Here is a 21,510-nt window from a genome sequence, read left to right on the forward strand (position 1 = left end):
CCCTCGGTGCGGGTGACCGTCGAGGGCATCGACAGCCTACCCGCTGCGCGCGTGCCGCATGGTCGCCGATGCCGCGAAATCACCCGGCATGCACCATGCTTGATGTTGCGATGGGATCGCCGAGGGACGAGACAGCACGCAGCGCGGGTCGCAAGGGACCCCTGCGTCTGTTGGCGCGCACGTTGTCCAAGGCCTGGGACGGCAGCATCTTCTCCGAGGCGGCCGAGGCGGCGTTCTGGCAGGTCCTGTCGTTCCCGCCGCTGCTGCTGGGTCTGCTGGGCAGCCTCGGGTACCTCGGCGACTGGTTCGGGCCGGAGGTCGTGAGCGCGGTCAAGGACCGGATCATCTCGACGTGCCGGACGATCTTCAGCCAGGACGTGGTCAACGGGGTGATCGTGCCCACCGTCGACCAGATCCTCACCACCGGCAAGGGCGAGATCGTCTCGGTCGGCTTCCTGATCTCGCTGTGGGCCGGGTCGTCGGCGATGTCGTCGTTCGTGGACGCGATCACCGCCGCGCACGACCAGTACGGCGTGCGCAACGAGGTGTGGCAGCGGATCTTCGCGCTGCTGCTGTACATGGCGAGCCTGGTGCTGCTGATCATCGGCCTGCCGGTGGTGGCGCTGGGTCCCGACCTGCTGCCGCAGGTGTTCCCGACGTCGTGGCAGCCGACGATCGAGTCGTGGCTGAGCGCGTTCTACTACCCGGGCATCGCGGTGCTGCTGGTGGTGGCGCTGGCGACGCTCTACAAGCTGTCGCTGCCGAACAAGCTGCCGTGGCACCGGCTGGTGCCGGGCGCCGTGCTGGCGATGGCGGTGTTCCTGCTGTCGTCCATCGGGCTGCGGCTCTACATCCAGTGGATCACGACCACCGGGTACACGTACGGGGCGTTGGCGACGCCGATCGCGTTCCTGCTGTTCGCCTACCTGATCGGGTTGGCGATCACGCTGGGCGCGTACTTCAACAGCGCGTTGCAGGAGATGTGGCCGGCGAGGATGACCCGGCGCCAGCGGCGGCGGTGGCAGCGCCTGGAACTGGAGCGCGCGGCCGAGCGCATCCGGTCGGACGAGGGCAAGCAGACGTGGCAGGGCCCGCCGCCGGACGCCAGGCCGGACCTGAACCACACCGCGCCGTCGCCCGCGGACACCAACCACACCGTGCCGCTGCCGGTGGAGCGCCGACCGGCGCGCGAGACGCCGGTGAGCGGGCAGGGCTCGGGCCCCGGCGGGTCGGTGCCGGGGCCGTCCTAGTGCGTCCTAGCGTGCGGACTTACTCGCCGCCGCCGCCCTTAGGCAGGCCGTCGAAGATCTTCTTGCACTCCGGGCAGACGGGAGAGCCCGGCTTGGGCGACTTCGTCACCGGGAACACCTCGCCGCACAACGCCACCACGTGCGTGCCCATCACCGCGCTTTCCGCGATCTTGGCCTTGCGCACGTAGTGGAACATCTTCGGGGTGTCGTCCCCGGTGTGGTCCGTGCCTTCCGGCCGGGTCTCCACCTCGGGCAGAGTCTGCGTGCTCACGCGAACAGCGTACCTGGGATGATGGCCCCTCGTGAGCACGCCGAGCGTCACCGAAGAGGTCCGATCCGCCCTGGCCGAGAACCGGCCGGTGGTCGCGTTGGAGAGCACGATCCTGTCCCACGGGCTACCGCCCGGCCGCAACCGCGAAGTCGCCGAACGGCTCGAAGGCGTGGTGCGCGCCGCGGGCGCGGTGCCCGCCACGATCGCCGTGCTCGGCGGCGTGCCCAAGGTCGGGTTGACCCCCGCCGAGCTGGACTACGTGTGCGACCCGGCCAACGACCTGGTCAAGCTGTCGCGGCGGGACCTGGGCGCGGCGTACGCGTTGCAGCGCGACGGCGCGACGACGGTCGCGAGCACGGCCGCGCTGGCGCACGCCGCGGGCATCGGGGTGTTCGCCACCGGTGGTCTGGGCGGCGTGCACCGGGGCGCGCGCGAGACGTGGGACGTCTCCGCCGACCTGGACGTGCTCGCCACGACGCCGGTGCTGGTGGTGTGCTCGGGCGTGAAGTCGATCCTGGACATGGGCGCGACGCTGGAGCTGCTGGAGACCCGCTCGGTGCCGGTGATCGGCTTCGGCACTGACCGCTTCCCCGCGTTCTACCGGCGCGAATCGGAGTTCGGCGTGCCGTGGCGGGTGGACTCGGCGGCCGACGCCGCCGCCGTCGTCGCGGCGCACCGCGGGGTGCCCGGTGCCGCGGGCGTGCTGCTGGCCAACCCGATCCCGGTCGACTTCGAGATGGACGCCGACCTGCACGAACGGCTGCTGGCGGAGGGCTTGGAGCTGCTGCGCGAGCGGAACGTGCACGGCAAGGAGGTCACGCCCGTGCTGCTGGAGCACTTCCACACCGCGAGCGGCGGCGTGAGCCTGGACGCCAACGAAGCCCTGGTCGTGTCGAACGCCACCCTGGCCGCGGCGGTGGCCGTGGAGCTGGCGTCGTGAGGTCATCGGCCCGCCTCGGCGAGGGGGCGGCGTGACCGGGATCGTCGTCGTAGGCGACGCCGGGCTGGACGTGGTGGCCCGGCACGCCGGCCCCATCGTGCACGGTGGCGACTCGCGCGCGGCAGTGACCATCGAGCCCGGCGGCGCGGGTGCCAACACGGCGGTGTGGCTGGCCGCGTGCGGCACGTCGCCGGTGCTGGTGGCGCGGGTCGGCGCGGACTCGGCCGGACGCCAGGTGCACGCCGAGCTGACGTCGGCCGGGGTGCGGTGCGCGTTCGCCGTGGACACCGAGGCGGCGACGTGCTGCGTGGTGGTGCTGGTGGACGAGACCGGCCAGCGCAGCATGCTGCCCGACCGGGGCGCGAACGCCCGCTTCTCCCCCGGCGACCTGGACCAGGGGCTGCTGCGGGACGCCTCGCACCTGCACCTGTCCGGGTACGTGCTGCTGGACGCGTCGTCGCGGCCCGCCGGGTTGGCGGTGCTGCGCGCGGCCCGTGAGGCGGGCCTGACCACGTCGGTGGACCCGCAGTCGTCGGCGTTGATCTACGACGGGTTCCTGGACGACATCCGCGGCGTCGACCTGCTGCTGCCCAACACCGAGGAGCTGGTGGCGCTCACCGGGTCGGCGGAGCCGGCGTCGGCCGCGGCCCTGCTGGACGTGGTGGGCGCGGTGGCGTTGACGTCCGGCGCGGACGGCGCGAGCTGGGTGGACCGGGACGGTGTGCTGTCCGTGCCGGCCGAGGACGTCGAGTGCGTGGACTCGACGGGCGCCGGTGACGCGTTCGACGCGGGGTTGCTGGCGGCGTGGCTGTCCGGCGGGTCGCGGCTGGACGCGCTGCTCGGCGGGGTGCGCGCGGCGGCACGGGCGGTGTCCGCGGTCGGGGCACAGCCTTCGGGGGCGGGTCAGCCTTCGATGATGTGATGCGGGCGCGACTCGATCGCCCGGTGCTCCTTGACGAGACGGCTGGCCTTCTCCGCCTTGCGGGGAGGCCGGTCGTTCGCGATCAGCACGGCCATCCACGGCAGCGGCACGGACAGCACGATCAACGCCAGGGCCAGCCACCACGTCTGGTAGAAGACCATCGCCAGGATGAGGCACGGGATGCGGGCGCCCATCATGATCGCGTACTTGCGCTTGCGCGCGGCGTGCTGCTCCTCGTAGGAGGGCGCCGCCTCCGTGATGAGCACCGGTGTGCCGTCGCGCTCGGGACTGACCATGCCTCTATCGTCCCACCACGCGGACGGGACGGATACCTGCGGTTTGCGTTTTCGTTGTGTTGATGGCCGCTGCTCCGCAGACGGCGGCGACATCGCCCGGAAGTCGATCGTTCGCGCCTGATTCTCCGACGATCGAAAAGCGTGATCGCCGGAGAATGAGTCGCGAACGATCGACGCGATGTCGCGGGGTGGTCGATCGGCCGCGTGGCGGAGTGGCGTGACCTACCATCCGGGCTGTGGTCGCCCTTGATCGCCTGGTCGACGTGCTGGGGAGCCTCGGCACGCACCTGAGCTGCGCGCCACGCGGGCGGGACGTGGAGTTGCGCGGGGTGGCGCTGCACGATCCGGCGGAGCACACGGCGGCCGCGGCGGACGACGTGCTGCTCGGGTTGGGTGTGCCCTCGCCGACGGCGGCGGCACGGCTGGTCGGGTCGACCGCGGCGGCGGCGGTCGTGCTGCACGGGGCGCCGCCGTTGGACGAACGGGTGCTCGCGGCGGCGAAGCGGTCCGGGGCGGCGGTGCTGCTGGTGGACCCGTCGGTGCCGTGGGGGCAGTTGGCGAACGTCGCGCAGACCCTCGTGCTCGGCGGCCAGGGCGCCGGTGACCTGTTCGCGGTGGCGGACGTGATCGCGGCGGTGGTCGGCGGGCCCGTGACGATCGAGGACCAGCAGTCCCGGGTGCTGGCGTACTCGTACCGGCAGCAGGGCGTCGACCCGGTGCGGGTGCAGACGATCCTGGGCAGGCGGGTGCCGGAGGAGGCCTGGCAGGCGCTGGACGACTACGGCGTGTTCACCCACCTGGCCAGGTCCGACGAGCCGCTGTTCGTGCCGAAGCTGACCGACCAGCTGGGCGGGCGGCTGGTGGCGGCGGTGCGGGCCGGGCGCGAGCTGCTGGGTTCGGTGTGGGTCGAGGTGGACGACCCGGTGGACGCGGTGCGCGCGGCGGCGCTGGTGGACGGAGCGCGGACGGCGGCGTTGCACCTGCTGCGGGCGCGGGCGTCGGCGGACCTGGAGCGCCAGGCCGAGGCGGACCTGGTGATCGAGGCGCTGGACTCCGGGCTGCCCGCGAACCTGGCCCGGCTGGGGTTGCCGTCGACCGACCTGCGGGTGATCGCCGTGCAGGCGCACGCCGGCGAGGGCGAGCACGGTGCGGCGCTGCTGGCGTTCTCCCGGGCGACGGCCGGTTTCGGCTGGTCGCGGCCCGGCCGGTCGGCGTTGTTCGGCAACGTGCTCTACACCGTGCTGCCGTGCGGGGACGACCCGTCGGCGGCGGTGGACTGGGTGCGCGCGCTGGGCCGTGAGCTGCCCGCGGAGGCCGTCGTGCTGGCCGGGGTCGGTGGCCGGGCGGACGCCGCGTCGCTGCCCGCGTCCCGCGGCGAGGCCGACGAGTGCCTGGCGCTGTCCGAGGGCGAGCCGGTGGTGTACGACCGGGCGTGGGCGCGGGTGTTGCTGCGGCGGTTGGCGGCGGTGGCGGAGGCCGGGCGGCTGCCGGCGCGCGGGCCGGTGGCGGACCTCATCCGGCACGACGCCGAGCACGGCACGCAGTACGCGTTGACGTTGCGGGCCTGGTTGGCGGCTCAGGGCGACTCGCGGGAGGCCGCACGGGTGCTGTCGGTGCACCCGAACACGCTGCGGTACCGGATGCAGCGGATGGCGGCGGTGACGTCGTTGCCGTTGGACGACCCGGAACAGCGGCTGGCGATGGCCATCACGCTGGCGATCACACCCTGAGCCCGCCCAGCAGCATGTCCAGGCCGAACTCGAACCGCTCGGCGGCGGTCTCGGCGGTGAACAGGTGCCCGGTGGCCAGCATGTTCGCGAACGCGTCCGGCGGCAGGGAACTCATGTACTCCCCCATCTGCCGCCCGCGGGCCGCGATCTCGGTCTGGTCGACCGCGGTCCACGTGCTGCCCTCGTACGCGAACGCCTTGGTGTAGAGCGCGAGGGCGTCGGCGGCGTACGCGGCACGGGTGAGCGACAGGCCGCCCGCGCGCAGGAGGCTGAGCAGCGCTTCGGCGTGGCGCAGGGCGTTCGGGCCGACCGGGATCATCACCTGCCAGGCCACCTTGGCGATGCCGGGGTACGCCTGCATGGCCCGGACCTGGGCGCGCAGCAGCTCGCGGACCTGCTCCCGCCAGCGGTCCGGGTCGGGCGCGGGGAGCGGGACCTCTTCCAGGACCTGGTCGAGCATCAGCTCGACCAGTTCGTCCTTGGTGGCGACGTGGGCGTAGAGCGACGCCGGTCCCGTGCCGAGGGCTTGGGCGACGCGCCGCATGCTCACCGCGTCGAGACCTTCCCGGACCAGCACGTCCAGCCCGGTGCGGACGATCAGCTCCTGGGACAGGCGCGGCTTGGCGGCCGGTTTGAGGGGTGGTGTGCGCCAGGGCGGGTCCTGCGTCATGCGAACACCGTACTTGACACGAACACCGTTCGTCTGGAACATCGTTCGCGTGACGAACACTGTTCGAAAGCCGATGGTGGAGCTGTCCGCGACCGTGCCCGTGGCGCCGGACGCCGTGCTGGCGAAGGTGGTCGCGGCGATCACCGAGGCCGGCGGCGGCCGGATCGAGGTGGACCGCGAGCTGCGCACGGTCGCCGTGCAGGGCGGCTGGTGGTACCGCGGCGAGTACCAGGTGGACGCGACGGCCGATGGCGCACGGCTCACCCACCGCGTCCGCAACGTCGCCCGGCGGGGCCGGTGGGCCGTGCCGCTGGCCAACCGCCTGTTCATCGGCTTCCGCGCGCAGACAGAGCGGAACTTCGCGGACTTCGTGGCCGGCCTCGCGTGACGGGGGCTGGTCCGGCGCGACCGGGTGGGGCGCGAGACCATGGCGACGTGCTCCCTGATCTTTCTGCCGACCTGACCACACGGCTGCGCGAGGCGTTCCGAGCCGCCGACTACGACGCGGACGGCGTGGTCGACGTCCTCGGACCCCAGGCCCACGCCGCCCTGGGCCGCGGCGAACCGGAGGCCGCCCGGCGGGCCACCCGGGACGCCGGCGCGCTCGGCACCCTGGTCCGCCTGTTCCTGCTCGGCGACACCGAGTCCGAGGCCGCCGTGCGGGCCGCGCTCCCGGACGTCGACCTGGACACCGCCGTCAAGGCCGAGGTGCTCCGCGGTGACGGCGACGGCCTGCGGGCCGGGCTCGACATCCGCCCCTACGGCGACGACGAGGGCTCCTGGTGGGTCATCGCCGACCAGGACGCCGACCAGCGCGGCGGCCCCGTGCCCGCCGACCACGTGCTCGGCGTCGGCCACGCGTCCATCAGCCTCGCCCGCGCCACGTCGCGCCGCCCGGTCGGCACCCTGCTCGACCTGGGCACCGGCTGCGGCGTACAGGCCCTGCACGCGAGCCGCCACGCCGAGAAGCTCACCGCCACCGACCTGTCCGAACGCGCGCTCGCCCTGGCCGCGGGCACGTTCCGGATCAACGAGGTCGACGTCGAGCTGCGCCAGGGCGAGTGGTTCGGCCCCCTGCGCGGCCGGCGGTTCGACCAGGTCGTCTGCAACCCGCCGTTCGTGGTGGGCCCGCCCCGGGTCGACTACACCTACCGCGACTCCGGCCTCGCCGGTGACGACGCCAGCGCCCTGGTCGTGCGCCAGATGCCCGCGTTCCTCAACGAGGGCGGCGTGGGCCAGCTCCTGGCCTCCTGGCTGCACCGCAAGGGCGAGGACTGGGCCGACCGCGTCTCCACGTGGCTGCCGCGCGGCGGCGTGGACGCCTGGTTCGTGCAGCGCGACGTCGCCGACCCCGCCCTGTACGTCGGCACGTGGCTGCGCGACGCGGGCGTCGACCCGCGCAGCGCCGAAGGACGCGCCAAGGCCGCCGCCTGGCTGGACTGGTTCGCCGAGAACGACGTCGAGGGCATCGGGTTCGGCTTCGTCACGCTCCGCCGCACGGACGCCCAGCACGCCGAGGTCGTGTGCGAAGACCTGCGCCACGCGTTCGACGACCCGCTGGGCCCCGAGTCCGCCGCCTGGCTGGACCGGGTCGCCTGGCTGCGCGCCACCGACAACGCCACGCTCCTGGGCACCCGGTTCACCGTGCCGGAGACCGTGCTGCTGGAAGAGGTCTCCTCGCCCACCGACGAGGGCTGGGAGGCCGTCGTGCGGCGCCTGCACCGCGTGGACGGCCCCGGCTGGCAGCACGAGCTGGACGAGACCGCGGCGAAGCTGCTCGCGGGTTTCCGGGGCGCGCTGCCACTGGAGGACCTGGTCACCCTGTTGGCCTACGCGCACGACCTGGACGCCGACGCGCTCGCCGAGTCCGCCCTCCCGGTCGTCCGCGACCTCGTCCGGCACGGCATGGTGGTCCCCGCGTGAGAGCGGTTGTGGCACGTGTCACAGAGGCGTCGGTCACCGTGGAGGGCGAGGTCGTCGGCGCGATCGACGAGCCGGGCCTGTTGGTGCTGCTCGGCGTGCACGTGGACGACACCGCCGACAAGGCGCACGTGATGGCCCGAAAGCTCTACGAGTTGCGCGTCCTGAGGGACGAGGAGTCGTGCGCCACGACCGGCGCACCCCTGCTCGTGGTGAGCCAGTTCACACTTTACGGAGAGACGCGGAAGGGGCGGCGGCCGTCGTGGACCGCCGCCGCCCGGCCGGAGCACGCCGAGCCGTTGGTCGGGGAAGTGGTCTCGGAACTGCGCCGGAAGGGCGCCCGGGTACAAACGGGACGGTTCGGCGCGATGATGTCGGTGCGGAGTGTGAACGACGGTCCGTTCACCGTGTTGGTGGAACTCTAGATCCTTCTCAGCCAATCCTCAGGATTCGCGGCGCAACCGCTGTGACGGCAGTGACGTCTTCTGGTCGTGGGAAGCGGGAACCATTTCGGCCCGGTTCGCGTTTCCCCCAGTGTCAGACACCGAAAGGTGTGCCGCGCAGCGCAGCGCGGAGTGTGCGACACGACCGCACTGCCAGCCCGCGACACAAGGGGGAGGGAGCTCCATGACCGTCCCGAAGCTCCTCGACCGTCAGGTCGGGAACGAGACGACCACCACGAGCGCCGAGTTGGACCTCGACGCCCAGGGACCGGCCGCAGACCTGGTTCGGGTGTACCTGAACGGGATCGGCAAGACAGCGCTGCTGACCGCGGCGGACGAAGTGGAGCTCGCCAAGCGGATCGAGGCGGGCGTCTTCGCGCAGCACAAGCTGGAGACCCATCCGGACCTGCCGGAAGATCGCCAGCGTGAACTGCGCGCGTTGATCCGCGATGGTCACGTGGCAAAGAACCACCTTCTCGAAGCGAATCTCCGGTTGGTCGTTTCGCTTGCGAAGCGATACACCGGCCGCGGAATGCCGCTGCTCGATCTGATCCAGGAAGGGAACCTGGGCCTGATCCGCGCGGTGGAGAAGTTCGACTACACCAAGGGCTTCAAGTTCTCGACCTACGCGACCTGGTGGATCCGCCAGGCGATCACGCGGGGAATGGCGGACCAGGGTCGCACGATCCGACTGCCCGTCCACCTCGTGGAGCAGGTCAACAAGCTCGCCAGGATCAAGCGGGACCTGCACCAGCAGTTGGGCCGTGAGGCGACCAACGAGGAGCTGGCCAAGGAGTCGGGCCTGTCGCCGGAGAAGGTGGTCGACCTGCTCGACCACGCTCGCGACCCGGTGAGCCTCGACATGCCGGTCGGCACCGAGGAGGACGCCCCTCTCGGCGACTTCATCGAGGACTCCGACGCCACGGACGCGGAGAGCGCGGTCATCTCCGGGCTCCTGCAGGACGACCTGCGCCGGGTCCTGGCCACGCTGGACCAGCGCGAGCAGGCGGTGATCCGGCTGCGCTACGGCCTGGAGGACGGCCAGCCGCGCACGTTGGACCAGATCGGCAAGCAGTTCGGGCTGTCGCGGGAGCGGGTGCGGCAGATCGAGCGGGAGGTCATGTCGAAGCTGCGGCAGGGCGAGCGGGCCGCCAAGCTGCGGGCCTACGCGAGCTGAGCTGACGCGATACAGCGACGATTCAGGGGTCGGTCACCGCTGCGCGGGATTGACTTGTGACGCCAGTCACGGCACGGTCGTGCGTTACACGAGCCAAGCGACACCTCCGCCCCATTACGCGGAGGTGCTCGCACGCTGAGGAAGGTCGGGGCGGTCGGGGGCCGGCCCGGCCTTCCGCATTTCCTAGAGCCCCAGGTACTCCACGAGCTTCTCGCGGAAGAACCGCACGTGCGCCTCGTGCTCCTCGCCGGCGTAACCGCGCGGCACGCCCTCCACGATCATCACCACGCACAGGTACGCGCGGTAGAGCGCGATCCTGGTCTCCTCGGCCTCGGTGAACCCCGAGATGCCGTAACCGGCCTTGAAGTCGTCGTCCAGGTCGGTGAACAACGCCACGGTCGCCATCTCCGCCAACGGGTCGCCGAACAGCGCCCGTTCCGGGTCGATGATCCCCTCGATCCGGAAGCCCTCCTCCCGGCCGCCGGCGAGGAAGATGTTCGCGTCCCACAGGTCGAAGTGCACCAGCACCGGCTCGGTGACCTCGTCCAACAGGTGCGCCTGGGCCTCCACCGCCGGCCGCACGTCGGGCAGCTCCACGCCGAACCGCTCCGCGTCGGCCAGCGCCGCGTCCACCATCGCCATGAACGCCGCGCGCCACGTCGCCGCGTTCGGGCCCTGGGCGTAGCCGAACACGTCACCCCGGATGGTGTGCAGCTCGCGGACGATCGCGCCCAGCTCACGCCGCAGCGCGCCGTGCTCGGCGTCGCTCAGCCGCGGCCGCGCCGATCGCCACGACTCGCCCTTGAGGGCCGTCATCAGCAAGAAGTCGTCCTCGTGGAGCAGCACTTCCGGCACGGGCAGGCCGTGCGCCGCCATCAGCTCGAACGCCAACGCCTCCGTGCGCATCAGGCCGCGCTCGTGCGTGAGCAGCGGCACGTCCGGCGGCGGCGCGACCTTCAGCACGGTCTCGCGACCGTCGGCCGCGGTGAGCAGGTAGGCGGTGTTGAACATGCCCTCGGTCAGCTCGACGTGCGCGGCGAGCGGAACGCCGAGGACGCGCCGGACCAGGGCATCGAGGGCGGCTACGGGGAGCCGGCGCTTGGTGAGGCTGTCGAACACGATGCGAATCACACCACGCCGTACGGACTCGGCGGCGCGATCGGTATAAGTTCGGCGGAACCCGAAGCGCGCAAGGGAGCCCGCGACGTGACCTCGTCGAACCTTCTGGCACCGACCTTCCAGTACACCGACGTCCTGCCGCTGGCCAAGGACAACCACACCGACTACCGGCTCGTGACGCCGGACGGCGTGTCGGTCGTCGAGGCCGCGGGCCGGACGTTCCTCCAAGTCGAGCCTGCCGCGTTGACGCTGCTGGCCAAGGAGGCGATCCGGGACATCCAGCACCTGCTGCGGCCCTCGCACCTGGCCCAGCTGCGCGCGATCGTGGACGACCCCGAGGCCAGCGGCAACGACCGGTTCGTCGCGATGGACCTGCTGCGCAACGCGTGCATCTCCGCCGGCGGCGTGCTGCCCATGTGCCAGGACACCGGCACCGCCATCGTGATGGGCAAGCGCACCGAGTCCGTGCTCACCGGCGGCACCGACGAAGAGGCACTGTCACGCGGCATCTTCGAGGCCTACCAGGAGCTGAACCTCCGGTACTCGCAGATGGCGCCGGTCAACTTCTGGGACGAGAAGAACACCGGCACCAACCTGCCCGCCCAGATCGACCTGTTCACCGCGCCCGGCGTGGAGCCGAAGTACGAGTTCCTGTTCATGGCCAAGGGCGGCGGTTCGGCCAACAAGACGTTCCTGTACCAGGAGACGAAGGCGCTGCTGAACCCGTCGCGGCTGGCCAAGTTCCTGGACGAGAAGCTGCGCTCGCTCGGCACGGCCGCGTGCCCGCCGTACCACCTCGCCGTGGTCGTCGGCGGTCTGTCGGCCGAGCAGAACCTGAAGGTCGCCAAGCTCGCGTCCGCCCGCTACCTCGACGGCCTGCCCACCGAGGGCTCCGCCGCGGGGCACGCGTTCCGGGACGTCGACCTGGAGCAGCAGGTGCTGGAGCTGACCCGGAACTTCGGCATCGGCGCCCAGTTCGGCGGCAAGTACTTCTGCCACGACGTGCGCGTGATCCGGCTGCCCCGGCACGGCGCGTCCTGCCCGGTCGGCATCGCGGTGTCGTGCTCGGCGGACCGGCAGGCCAAGGCGAAGATCACCCCCGAGGGCATCTTCCTGGAGCAGCTGGAACGCGACCCGGCGCACTTCCTGCCCGACGTGACCGGCGAGAACCTGTCCGACGAGGTCGTGAACATCGACCTGACCCGGCCGATGTCGGAGATCCGCGCGACGCTGTCGGCGTTGCCGGTGAAGACTCGGGTGTCGTTGACCGGGCCGTTGGTGGTGGCGCGGGACATCGCGCACGCCAAGATCAAGGAACGGCTGGACGCGGGCGAGCCGATGCCGCAGTACCTCAAGGACCACCCGGTGTACTACGCCGGACCGGCCAAGACGCCCGAGGGGTACGCGTCCGGGTCGTTCGGGCCGACGACGGCCGGTCGGATGGACTCCTACGTCGAGCAGTTCCAGGCCGCCGGCGGGTCGCTGGTGATGCTGGCCAAGGGCAACCGGTCCAAGCAGGTGACGGCCGCGTGCGCCACGCACGGCGGGTTCTACCTGGGCTCGATCGGCGGACCGGCGGCGCGGCTGGCCCAGGACTGCATCCGCAAGGTCGAGGTGCTGGAGTACGCCGAGCTGGGCATGGAAGCGGTCTGGAAGATCGAGGTGGAGGACTTCCCGGCGTTCGTCGTGGTGGACGACAAGGGCAACGACTTCTTCGCCGAGACCTCCGCCCCGACCCTCCAGATCTCGTTCCGGAAGTAGCTCTACAGGTCGAACACGCCGAGCTTGGCGCCGCGCGTGAAGAAGTCCCACTCGCTGTACGTGAAGCGCTGTGGGACTTCTTCAGGCCGGTTGCTGTTGCGGACCAGCACCTCGTCGGCCGTGCGCATGACCTCGACGCAGTTGTCGCCTCCGCCGCTGAACTTCGTCCACTCGCCGGGCTTCAGGGTCATGTGGTCTCCTCCGTGATCCGGGTCAGGAGTTCGCGGCTTTCCTCCACCCCCAACGCCTTCGCCCGGGTGTAGTCGAACCACCGGCTCGTCTTCTCCAGTTGGTCGTGCCCGTCCACGAACTGGGCGCCGTACGGGGTGTCGACGCTCACGAGCGACGGCAGCTTGTCGGGCAGCCGGAACAAGGTCAGCGTAGTACCGGTCAACGCGTGCGCCCCGGCCCCTTGCGGCATCACCTGCACCACGACGTTGTCCAGCTCGGTCATCGCGAGCACGTGCTTGAGCTGGTCGCGCATGACCTCCGGGCCGCCCACGTTCGCCCGGAACGCCGGCTCCGCGATCACCGCCCACAGCTTCAGCGGCGGTTCACGGTCGGTCAGCAGGGCACGTCGTTCCAGGCGCAGCTGGAGGTTCTTCTCCAAGGTTTCACCGCCGAGGCCGATGCCGCTCATCAGCGTGCGGGCGTACTCCTCGGTCTGCAGCACGGCCGGGAGCAGCTCGAACGACGAGTACAGGGCCTCGGTGGCGATGGCCTCCACGTCGAGGATGCGGCGCAGCCAGGGCTGGATCGTGCCGCCGATCTTGCTCTTGGGCCGGCGGCGGTGCGCCTCGGAGTTGAGCGTGAGCAGGTCCTCGCGGGTCGCCTCGTCGGCCCGGTAGAGGTCGAGCAGCTTCTCCAGCTCGGCCTGCTTGACGCCGCTGATCGCGTTCTCGATGTTGCTGATCTTGGTCATCGTGCAGTGCAGCACCTCGCCCACCCGTTCCCGGGGCACGCCGGCTTCTTCGCGCATGCGGCGCAGCGTGGTGCCGATCTGGATGCGGGCGGCACTGCGGTGTGGGCTGGTCATCGCTCTCCTCGATCATCACCCGATCGGGACTTGTCCACATCCTGTACGTACGAGATAGTCGTCCCGAATTCAGCGAGTATACAACCATGAGCGGGGAGTGAGCGGAGATGGGGTCGCGTTTCTACCAGGTGAGCTTGATCGAGACGTCCGGGACCGGGGTGTACTTCCGGACGATCACGCGGGAGCCCGTGGACGGGCAGGAGGGGTTGCAGGCGTGGATGGAGCGCACGCTGCTGGCCCACCGGTGCGACCTGGGCCTCTACGTCGGCGAGACGGGCACGATCGCCGCGGACGAGGACCAGGTCGACGGTGACCTGTGGCTGGCGTGGGACGGGGTGGCGTCCTTCGCGACCGCCGAGTGAGCGCTCAGCCGCGGGTGTAGATCACGCCGAGCTTGTCGACCTCGGCGCCGGCGCGGCCCGTGAAGCCGGCGATGTGCCAGCCCGCGGGCGCGGTGAAGGTGACCTGGTCGGTGGTGGGCGTGCCCGCGGCGGCCGTTCGGCCGAGGTTGGTGGTGATGCGGACGGAGAAGATCCGGGTGCGGCCGTCGCGTTGACCTTGGGTGAGCGTGGCCGCCGTCAGGTGCTCGCCCGGCTGGAGGGTGAGCGACGTCGGGGTGCCGCCGGTGCCGCCGTGGGCGAGCGCGGTGCCGTCGGCGAGCGTGAGCCCGACGCGGTCGAGGCGTGCGCCTCCGCTCAGGGTCACCTCGCGCACCGTCGCGCCGGGGTCTACGGCCTCGACGTCGGTGAACGGTGTGCCGTGCGGGCCGCCGAACTGGTCGCTCAGGCGCAGGTGGTCGGCCAGCCGCCAGGAGAAGTCGACGGCGTGCGGGTAGTGGTCGGACAGCGGTTTGCCGTCCGGGTCGAGGAAGGAGGCGTGGTCGTTGCGGTAGGAGGTGGCGGTGAGGTCGATGTGGGCGTTGTCGCGGTAGAAGACCTTGTCCACGACTTCGCACGTCTCCGTGACGTTCGCCGGGTCGCACACCAGCGCGGGTGCGCCGGCGGCGGGCTCGACACCTGCCCTGACCCGCTCGACCCAGGCGTCGGTGAGGCCGTTGGCGCGGACCAGGTCGCGGATGTTGTCGCCCGTACGGGTGTAGCGGGTGTTGGTGTCGCCCATGATGATCACGGCGTTGCCGGCGGAGTTCCGGGTGACGTACTGCGACAGCTGGGTGATGTTCGCGCGGCGGGCGGCCAGGTCGGCGTCCGTGCTGCCGGCGTTGGCGTGGACGTTGTAGAGGTCGACGTACACGCCTTCGGCCAGGCGGAGGCGGGCGTGCGTGAAGCCCTTGGGTGTCAGGCAGTCCGTGCCGTTGCACTGGCTCCACTTCACCCGCGTGAAGTCGCTGTACGGGTAGGCGGAGAGCGTGTTGAGGCCGTCGCCGAACGGCACTCCCCCGCTGGTCGGCGTGCGGTGCGGGTGGTTGTCGGCGGCGTAGAGGGCGGCGTGGTAGTTGAAGTCCTCCTGCACGTTGACCACCGCGTAGTCGCGGACGCGGGCGCCGATGAGCGGCGTGTTCTTCGCCGGGTCCGACCCGGAGAGCGGTTCCGGGAGCCCGGCGACGTTGTAGGTCAACACCGAGAACTGCCCGCTGGTGTCGGCGGCCGTGGTGGGCGCGGCGGATGCGGTCGTTGCGGTCGTCAGCGCGGTGGTGCCCGCCGTCGCGAGCACGACGGCGAGCACGAGGCCGAGAGGTCGTCTCACGCCATCGGAGTCTGGCGGTCCCCCCGTGACGCCGGAACCCGTGACGCGAAACTTCCTCAGGTATTCACCCGGTCGGCGCCGTCCCGCACCCTCCGCGCCTTCCGCTCCCGCGCCTTCCGCTCCCGCGGCGGTCTCGGCTTCGCGTGGCGGTCAGGCCCGGCCCTGGCGTGCCTCCAGGACGAGGCGGCGTGAGCCGAGGGGTGCGTCGAGGGTGACGTTCAGCGGCACGTCGCGCAGTTCCTGCGTGCAGTTGCGGCCCGGCGGCGGTGTGCTGACCGTGGTGACGAGGGTGATCAACACCTGGTCGCCGGACTGGGCGGTGACCTCGGCGCTCGCCGTCCGGCAGCCGCCCCCGACGCCGACGACCTGGATCGTGCGGCCGTCCGCCGACGTCCACGCCTGCCGCTTGTAGTGGTCTGGCAGGGTGCCCGCGTCGACCTGGGCGGCCGCCACCTCGGTCGGCCCCTCCAGCGGCGCGGCGCTGGTCCTCTGCGGTGGCGGGGTCGGTTGGGCGTCACCGGAGGATGACAACGTTGTCGGAGCCGATGGCGAACCGGTCGTGGTGACCGTGCTGGACGACTCGCCGGGCGGGGCGCTGCCGGTGGTGGTGCTGCACCCCGCGAGCGCGAGCAGGGTGAAGGCGACGGCGACCTTGACGTTCCTCATAGCTGAAGGACGGTACTCGGGGTCGTGGGGTTGCAAAGGTGTTCGGTGCCCGGCCGACCGGGACGAGGTCGACCGGGCACCGGAGGGATTTACTTCTGGTCCTGTCGGGTGCTGAGGACGACCGTGCGGTCACCGAGCGGCGCGTCGAGCTTCGCGGTCAGCGGCGGGTAGCGGATGTCCATCGTGCAGACCGGCTGGTCGAGCGGCGTGGTCTCGACCAGCACCACCTTCACCACCTGGGCGTTCTGCTCGGCGATCTCGACGCTCGCCTTGCCGCAGCCGGCTTCCTGGGCGATGACGCCGAGCACGCTGCCGTCACCCTCGGTCCACGTGGTGGTGGGGTTGCCCTCGGGGACGGCGGCCGCGTCGATCTTGTCCTTGGGCACTTCCTTGCCGTCCGGCGGCACGGCGCTCTCGAACTCCGGCTCCGCCGGCGTCGTGGCCGGTGCCTCCGACGAGGCCGAGGTGGTCAGCGTCGGCCCACCGTTGCCCGAACCGACGGGCGTGGACGTTGCGCAGGCGGCGAGCACGACCAGCAGCACACCCGCGCCGATTGCGGTTCCCAGGCTTCTCATGCTCCAAGGACGGACCAACCCACCCCTCGGGTTGCCCACCCTTCTTCACAGTTACCCAATCCAGTGAACCCGCGCGTGTCCTACGTTCGCGTCACGCGTGTCCTACGTTCGGAACACCCATGTTGAGCGTTCAGAACACCGGCTCGGCTGTTCCGAGTGTTCAACATGGGGTACCTGAACGTAGGACACGCGCGTTCGGAACGTAGGACACGCGGGTTAGCGGAGGGAGTGGTTCAGGCCGGTGATGGCGTGGCGGAGGGCGTCCAGGCGGGCCGCCGAGGCCAGGCCCGCGTGGTACAGGTGGAACTCCTGGACGCCGGCCTCCGCGTAGGCCAGCCACTCCTTCAGCAGCTCGTCGCCGTCCGCCGGCTTCGGCGGCAGGGCCAGCACATACGCGGCAGTGCGCACGTCAGCCTCCGCCCGCAACGCGCGGATCGCGGGCAGCGACGCGTCCACGCCCGGCCAGCACGTCAGGGTCAGCACGTCGACGTCGGCGTCGACTCCCCCGGCCACCGTGGCGAACGGTCCGGTGCCCCACGGGTCGGCCGTCGCGTGCGCGGCGATGCGCGTGCCCGGCGACGTCGACCTGATCAACCCCACGAGGTCACGGCGGAGCGCACGGGACAGCCCGGTGCGCACGTCGCGGACGGAGGCGGCACGCTCGCCGAGAGCCTCCTCCACGGTGGTGACAGCGTTGTCGACCCCCGCGCGCACCAGCGCCCGCAACCCCTCCGGGTCGTCATAACGCCGCACGCAAGCCCCGCAGAAGCACAGCGACAGCAGCTTCTGCTGCACCGCCGACCAGTCCGCGCCATCCGTCTTCTCGTGGTGCCCGCCGTGGAAGAACCCCAGCGGCCCGCATGCCTCCAGCACGATCCCGTCCGGCCGCCCCAGCTCCAGCACCTCGGACACCAGCGTCCGGGCGTACTCGACCACGTCGTCGTTCGCCGGGCACAGCGCGTACGGGTACAGGTCACCGAAAGCGTTACGCACGGCCACGTCCGGATGAGCATCGCCCAGCCGGCTGCTGTGCGTCAGCACGGTCCACGCGTACACCGGCAACCCGGCCGCCCGCAGGGCCTCGGCCGCCGAGCCGTAGGAGTCGTCACCCTCCATCCACGACGGCGTAGCGGGCACCAGCCGCTTGCCCCGCCACGCCTCCTCCCGCACCGGCAGGTAGAACGCCGCGTGCCGCGCGTCCACCATCCGACGCGAAGGGTGGAACGGCGTCGCGGCCCGCACCGTGTGGTACGACGCGGCGAGGGCCACCGCGTCCACACCCAACGACGCGATCCGGTCGACGGCGGCCGGGTCGCCTACGACATCCCAGGGGTACACGTGCGCAACGGTGGTCACCACCGGGGGCGCTTCCTCTCGTAAGACGGGTCGTGCTTCTGCATGTAACCGGTGTCGTCGCGCTGCACGAGGCCGCACGTCCGGTAGTTCTCCGCGAGCCGCGCCAACGCGTCCCGGTCCAGCTCGACGCCCAGCCCGGGCGTGGTCGGCACCGGGATGGCGCCATCCACGAACGTGAACGGCGTGGTGATCACGTCGTCCGCGGCGTTCCACGGGTAGTGCGTGTCGCACGCGTAGTTCAGGTTCGGCGTCGACGCGGCGAGGTGCGTCATCGCGGCCAGGCTGATGCCCAGGTGCGAGTTGGAGTGCATGGACAGGCCGATGCCGAACGTCCGGCAGATCCCGGCCAGCTCCTTCGACCGCGACAGGCCGCCCCAGTAGTGGTGGTCGGACAGGATGACCTGCACCGCGTCCACCTCCACCGACCGGGCGATGTGCTCGAACGCGATCACGCACATGTTCGTCGCCAACGGCATCGGCGCGCGTGCCGCGACCTCCGCCATCCCGTCGATGTCCGGCGCGGGGTCCTCCAGGTACTCGACCACGCCGTCGAGCTCCTCGGCGACCTTCAGCGACGTCTCCGGCGTCCACGCCGCGTTGGGGTCCAGCCGCAGCGGGTGGTCCGGGAACGCCTCGCGCAGCGCGTGGATCGCCTCGATCTCCTGCCCGGGCGGGTACACGCCGCCCTTGAGCTTGATCGAGCCGAACCCGTGCCGTTCGATGAGCATCCGGGCCTGCGCCACGATGCCCGCCGGGTCGAGCGCCTCGCCGAACTCGTCCGGCTCCGCGCCGGGGTGGCCGGCCCACTTGTAGAACAGGTACGCGCTGTACGGCACGGCGGTCCGCACCGCACCGCCGAGCAGGTCGCTCACCGGGCGGCCGAGCGCCTTGCCCCGGATGTCCCAGCACGCGACCTCGAACGGCGAGAACACCCGGTCCACAGTGGACTCGACGGTCAGCGGCCCGGTCAGCCCGTGCCGGTCCGACCCCGCCTCGCCGCCGAGCGACGTCGCGATCCGCGAGTGCATCTCGTTCAACGCGTGCACGTCCAGGCCCACCAGCGCGGGCGCGGCCGTGCGCATGCGGGTGAGGTGGCCGATGTCGCCGTAGCTCTCGCCGAGCCCGGAGATCCCTTCGTCGGTGTGCACCTCCACGATGGTGCGCAGCGCCCACGGCTCGTGCACGCCCACCGAGTTCAGCAGCGGCGGGTCGCGGAACGCGACGGGGGTGATGACGATGTCGGTGATCTTCATGCGGACAGGCTCCGACCGGCCGCGACGACCTTCTCCAACTCCGCCACGTGCTCGGGCGTCGGGTCGAGCAGCGGCGCGCGGACGCCGCCGACGTCGAGCCCGGTGGCCCGAACCGCCGCCTTCACCAGTGACACGGCGTAGCCGGGAACCTTGTCGCGCAACTCGACCAGCGGCTTGTAGAACTCCAGCAGGTACCGGTTGACCAACGCGTCGTCACCGTTGTGCACGGCGTGGTAGAAGCCGAGCGAGATCTCCGGCGCGAAGCAGAACACCGCCGACGAGTACAGGTCCACGCCGATGCCCCGGTACGCGGGCACGGTCAGCTCCGCGGTCGGCAGGCCGTTGAAGAACTGGAACGGCTTGTCGATCGCCGAGCGCACCGCGAGCACGATGCGGTGCAGCAGGTCGATGTCGCCGAGCCCGTCCTTGAACCCGACCACGGTCGGCAGCGACGCGACCTCCACCGCCGTCTCCGGCGTGAACACCGCGTTGTTGCGCTGGTAGACGATCAGCGACAGGTTCGACGCGCCCGCCACCTCCGTCACGTACCGGACCAGCCCCTTCGGCGGGTTGGTCACCAGGTACGGCGGCAGCAGCAGCAGACCGTCCGCACCGACCCGCTCGGCGGCCTGGGCGATCCGCTTGGCCGTCGGCAGCGGGCCGCCGACGCCCGCGAACACCGGCACCCGCCCGGCGGTCGCCTCGACCGCGACGGCCACCGCCCGTTCGACCTCCGACGGCTCCAACGCGTGGAACTCGCCCGTGCCGCAGGCCACGAACACGCCGCCCGCGCCCGCCGCCACCCCTCGTTTGACGTGCTCGGCCAGCACGTCCTCCGCGAGCGCGCCGTCCGCGTCGAACGGCGTCACCGGGAAGAACAGCACCCCATCCAGTTGCATACCCAGACCTTCATCCCTTGATCGCTCCCGTGGTGATCCCACGCAGGAAGGACTTGTGCGTTTCCTCGCGCGGCAGCGCGCAGGCGGCGAACGCGCTGACGCGGCGAAGTGGAGCAGCAGGGGCACCATCGGCGCTGATGAGCGAGTCCCCGCCGACGTGACAGTGGTTCGGGCGCGGTTCCGTGGGGCGACCCCGATGTCGGGATCGCCCCACGGGGTGGGCCGCGACGGCACCGCCGCCACTAGCCGTCGCCCCCACGTCCAAGGCGGTGTCGACCGGTGTCACCGGGCCACCCTGAGCGAATGGACGGCCCGAGTCCAGGAGTTGCGCAAACCGGGCCGTTCGCGGGAATTCACCGGTTCGGCGGAGGCCGCCGTCCCGGTGGGGTCTGCCTCGACGCGGAGCCGCGCGCCGGGAGACTTCGTGTAGACCTTGGTCGACCTCGCGGCGCGGCGCGTTCGGGCCGAGGGCGGCGCGTGGCGGTGCGCCGCTCCGTCGGACGGCCGGTAGCCGCAGGTCGGGTGCGTGATCGGGCCCGCAACGGTCACTACAGCGACGGCCGTGGCGCACCGGCGGGAGAGTGTCATGGACGGCGACTCCTGTTCACGGCCATACTGTTCATATATGTGAAGCGGGGTCGTACTTGTGAACGTGTTGGGCGGACTGTAAGAATCGGCGCAGCGACGTGTCAAGAGCGTGTTGCCGGAACGTTTCCCGTGGAGGACTTGGTGACTGGACCCGCGTCACCCGCTCGGCCGAACGCGGTCAAGTCGGCCGATCGGACTGTGGAACTGCTCGAAGTGCTGTCGGCATCGGACCGCCCGCTGACCCTGACCGAACTGCACCGCGAGCTGAGCTACCCGAAGTCGAGCCTCTACATGCTGTTGCAGACGCTCGTCGCCCGGGGGTGGGTGGAGCTCGACCCCACCCGCGGCACGTACGGCATCGGCGTGCGCGCCCTGCTCGTCGGCACGTCGTACCTCGACCACGACCCGGTGGTGCAGGTCGCCATCCGCGTCATGGAGCAGGTGCGCCGGGAGATCAACGAGACGGTCCACCTGGCCCGCCTCGACGGCGCGGACGTGGTCTACCTGGCCAGCCGCGAGTCCGAGCACCACCTGCGCGTGGTGTCCCGCGTCGGACGGCGGCTGCCCGCGCACGCCACGTCGCTCGGCAAGGCGCTGCTGGCCGCGCGCGCACCCGCCGAGGTCGACGCGATCCTGCCCGCGCGGCTGACGCCGTTGACGCCGAACACCATCATCGAACGCCCGGCGCTGCACGCCCAGCTCGCGGGGTTCCGCGCCGTCGGGTACGCGCACGAGCGCGAGGAGAACACGCCCGGCCTCGGTTGCTTCGCCGTCGCCCTGCCCTACCGCAACCCGGTGCTCGACGCGATGAGCTGCTCGGTGCCGCTGGGCAGGCTCGACCCCGACCACGAGCGCCAGGTCATCGAAGCGCTGCTGCACGCGGCCCGCACGATCACCGAACTGCTGCGCCAGTTCGGCCGCTGATTCCTGTTCC

Annotated in this window: 23 protein-coding genes; 11 read left to right on the top strand and 12 right to left on the bottom strand. The window is 71.3% G+C overall.

Going from position 1 to position 21,510, the window contains the following annotated elements; all coding sequences use genetic code 11:
* The first annotated feature begins 95 nt into the window (after positions 1–95).
* Positions 96–1,250: a YihY/virulence factor BrkB family protein gene (locus tag ADK67_RS15740; protein WP_157620429.1), complete on the top strand. Its 1,155-nt coding sequence runs from the start codon at positions 96–98 to the stop codon at positions 1,248–1,250.
* 19 nt (positions 1,251–1,269) lie between these two features.
* On the opposite strand, the gene ADK67_RS15745 is transcribed toward ADK67_RS15740, so the two are convergent.
* Positions 1,270–1,521 carry a DUF3039 domain-containing protein gene (locus ADK67_RS15745; protein WP_053717182.1) on the bottom strand — a complete coding sequence of 84 codons (252 nt, stop codon included), beginning with the start codon at positions 1,519–1,521 and terminating at the stop codon, positions 1,270–1,272.
* 31 nt (positions 1,522–1,552) lie between these two features.
* On the opposite strand from ADK67_RS15745, the gene ADK67_RS15750 reads away from it, so the two are divergent.
* Positions 1,553–2,461, top strand: a complete 909-nt coding sequence (locus tag ADK67_RS15750; protein ID WP_053717183.1) for a pseudouridine-5'-phosphate glycosidase — start codon at positions 1,553–1,555, stop codon at positions 2,459–2,461.
* A 31-nt stretch (positions 2,462–2,492) separates the two neighbouring features.
* Positions 2,493–3,383, top strand: coding sequence for a carbohydrate kinase family protein (locus tag ADK67_RS15755; RefSeq protein ID WP_053717184.1), 891 nt, complete (start codon positions 2,493–2,495; stop codon positions 3,381–3,383).
* Here ADK67_RS15755 and ADK67_RS15760 read toward each other — a convergent pair.
* Positions 3,365–3,679 carry a DUF3099 domain-containing protein gene (locus tag ADK67_RS15760; RefSeq protein ID WP_053717185.1) on the bottom strand — a complete coding sequence of 105 codons (315 nt, stop codon included), beginning with the start codon at positions 3,677–3,679 and terminating at the stop codon, positions 3,365–3,367. The two genes, ADK67_RS15755 and ADK67_RS15760, sit on opposite strands and share 19 nt — an antisense overlap.
* 236 nt (positions 3,680–3,915) lie before the next feature.
* Between ADK67_RS15760 and ADK67_RS15765 the strand changes: the two genes are divergently transcribed.
* A complete protein-coding gene (locus ADK67_RS15765) occupies positions 3,916–5,409 on the top strand; it encodes a PucR family transcriptional regulator (protein ID WP_053717186.1) in 1,494 nt (497 codons plus the stop codon).
* Here the strand turns inward: ADK67_RS15765 and ADK67_RS15770 are convergent.
* Entirely contained in the window at positions 5,399–6,079 is a 681-nt protein-coding gene (locus ADK67_RS15770; protein WP_157620431.1) for a TetR/AcrR family transcriptional regulator, read from the bottom strand. The two genes, ADK67_RS15765 and ADK67_RS15770, sit on opposite strands and share 11 nt — an antisense overlap.
* A gap of 49 nt (positions 6,080–6,128) precedes the next feature.
* Between ADK67_RS15770 and ADK67_RS15775 the strand changes: the two genes are divergently transcribed.
* The 4 genes from ADK67_RS15775 (at position 6,129) to ADK67_RS15790 (ending at position 9,619) form a co-directional block, all read left to right on the top strand.
* Entirely contained in the window at positions 6,129–6,467 is a 339-nt protein-coding gene (locus ADK67_RS15775; protein ID WP_231648206.1) for a hypothetical protein, read from the top strand.
* 47 nt (positions 6,468–6,514) lie between these two features.
* Positions 6,515–8,002: a DUF7782 domain-containing protein gene (locus tag ADK67_RS15780; protein ID WP_053717187.1), complete on the top strand. Its 1,488-nt coding sequence runs from the start codon at positions 6,515–6,517 to the stop codon at positions 8,000–8,002.
* The gene (gene dtd / locus ADK67_RS15785) at positions 7,999–8,424 is read left to right on the top strand and encodes a D-aminoacyl-tRNA deacylase (RefSeq protein ID WP_053717188.1); all 426 of its coding nucleotides are present in this window, start codon (positions 7,999–8,001) and stop codon (positions 8,422–8,424) included. The genes ADK67_RS15780 and dtd overlap by 4 nt, the downstream gene beginning before the upstream one ends.
* A gap of 202 nt (positions 8,425–8,626) precedes the next feature.
* Positions 8,627–9,619, top strand: coding sequence for a sigma-70 family RNA polymerase sigma factor (locus ADK67_RS15790; protein WP_053717189.1), 993 nt, complete (start codon positions 8,627–8,629; stop codon positions 9,617–9,619).
* Positions 9,620–9,802: 183 nt separating this feature from the next.
* On the opposite strand, the gene ADK67_RS15795 is transcribed toward ADK67_RS15790, so the two are convergent.
* A complete protein-coding gene (locus ADK67_RS15795) occupies positions 9,803–10,738 on the bottom strand; it encodes a phosphotransferase family protein (protein WP_157620433.1) in 936 nt (311 codons plus the stop codon).
* Between the two features lie 105 nt (positions 10,739–10,843).
* On the opposite strand from ADK67_RS15795, the gene ADK67_RS15800 reads away from it, so the two are divergent.
* Positions 10,844–12,499, top strand: coding sequence for a fumarate hydratase (locus ADK67_RS15800; protein WP_053717247.1), 1,656 nt, complete (start codon positions 10,844–10,846; stop codon positions 12,497–12,499).
* 2 nt (positions 12,500–12,501) lie between these two features.
* On the opposite strand, the gene ADK67_RS15805 is transcribed toward ADK67_RS15800, so the two are convergent.
* The gene (locus ADK67_RS15805) at positions 12,502–12,690 is read right to left on the bottom strand and encodes a DUF397 domain-containing protein (RefSeq protein WP_053717190.1); all 189 of its coding nucleotides are present in this window, start codon (positions 12,688–12,690) and stop codon (positions 12,502–12,504) included.
* Positions 12,687–13,535, bottom strand: a complete 849-nt coding sequence (locus tag ADK67_RS15810) for a helix-turn-helix domain-containing protein (protein ID WP_053717191.1) — start codon at positions 13,533–13,535, stop codon at positions 12,687–12,689. The genes ADK67_RS15805 and ADK67_RS15810 overlap by 4 nt, the downstream gene beginning before the upstream one ends.
* 107 nt (positions 13,536–13,642) lie before the next feature.
* On the opposite strand from ADK67_RS15810, the gene ADK67_RS15815 reads away from it, so the two are divergent.
* The gene (locus ADK67_RS15815) at positions 13,643–13,897 is read left to right on the top strand and encodes a hypothetical protein (RefSeq protein ID WP_053717192.1); all 255 of its coding nucleotides are present in this window, start codon (positions 13,643–13,645) and stop codon (positions 13,895–13,897) included.
* 4 nt (positions 13,898–13,901) lie between these two features.
* Here the strand turns inward: ADK67_RS15815 and ADK67_RS15820 are convergent, their stop codons facing one another.
* The 6 genes from ADK67_RS15820 to ADK67_RS15845 all read right to left on the bottom strand — a co-directional run bounded on the left by ADK67_RS15820 (position 13,902) and on the right by ADK67_RS15845 (position 19,988).
* Entirely contained in the window at positions 13,902–15,239 is a 1,338-nt protein-coding gene (locus ADK67_RS15820; protein WP_053717193.1) for a jacalin-like lectin, read from the bottom strand.
* A 150-nt stretch (positions 15,240–15,389) separates the two neighbouring features.
* A complete protein-coding gene (locus ADK67_RS15825) occupies positions 15,390–15,905 on the bottom strand; it encodes a hypothetical protein (protein WP_053717194.1) in 516 nt (171 codons plus the stop codon).
* A gap of 89 nt (positions 15,906–15,994) precedes the next feature.
* Positions 15,995–16,480: a hypothetical protein gene (locus ADK67_RS15830; protein WP_053717195.1), complete on the bottom strand. Its 486-nt coding sequence runs from the start codon at positions 16,478–16,480 to the stop codon at positions 15,995–15,997.
* 216 nt (positions 16,481–16,696) lie between these two features.
* Positions 16,697–17,818 carry a hypothetical protein gene (locus ADK67_RS15835; RefSeq protein ID WP_231648207.1) on the bottom strand — a complete coding sequence of 374 codons (1,122 nt, stop codon included), beginning with the start codon at positions 17,816–17,818 and terminating at the stop codon, positions 16,697–16,699.
* Positions 17,819–17,832: 14 nt separating this feature from the next.
* On the bottom strand, positions 17,833–19,089 hold the full coding sequence (locus ADK67_RS15840) for a glucarate dehydratase family protein (protein ID WP_053717197.1): 1,257 nt from the start codon (positions 19,087–19,089) through the stop codon (positions 17,833–17,835).
* Entirely contained in the window at positions 19,086–19,988 is a 903-nt protein-coding gene (locus ADK67_RS15845; protein ID WP_053717198.1) for a 5-dehydro-4-deoxyglucarate dehydratase, read from the bottom strand. The genes ADK67_RS15840 and ADK67_RS15845 overlap by 4 nt, the downstream gene beginning before the upstream one ends.
* Positions 19,989–20,717: 729 nt before the next feature.
* On the opposite strand from ADK67_RS15845, the gene ADK67_RS15850 reads away from it, so the two are divergent.
* Entirely contained in the window at positions 20,718–21,500 is a 783-nt protein-coding gene (locus tag ADK67_RS15850; RefSeq protein WP_053717248.1) for an IclR family transcriptional regulator, read from the top strand.
* Positions 21,501–21,510 lie beyond the last annotated feature (10 nt).

The sequence above is a fragment of the Saccharothrix sp. NRRL B-16348 genome, from assembly GCF_001280085.1.
Taxonomy (GTDB): domain Bacteria; phylum Actinomycetota; class Actinomycetes; order Mycobacteriales; family Pseudonocardiaceae; genus Actinosynnema.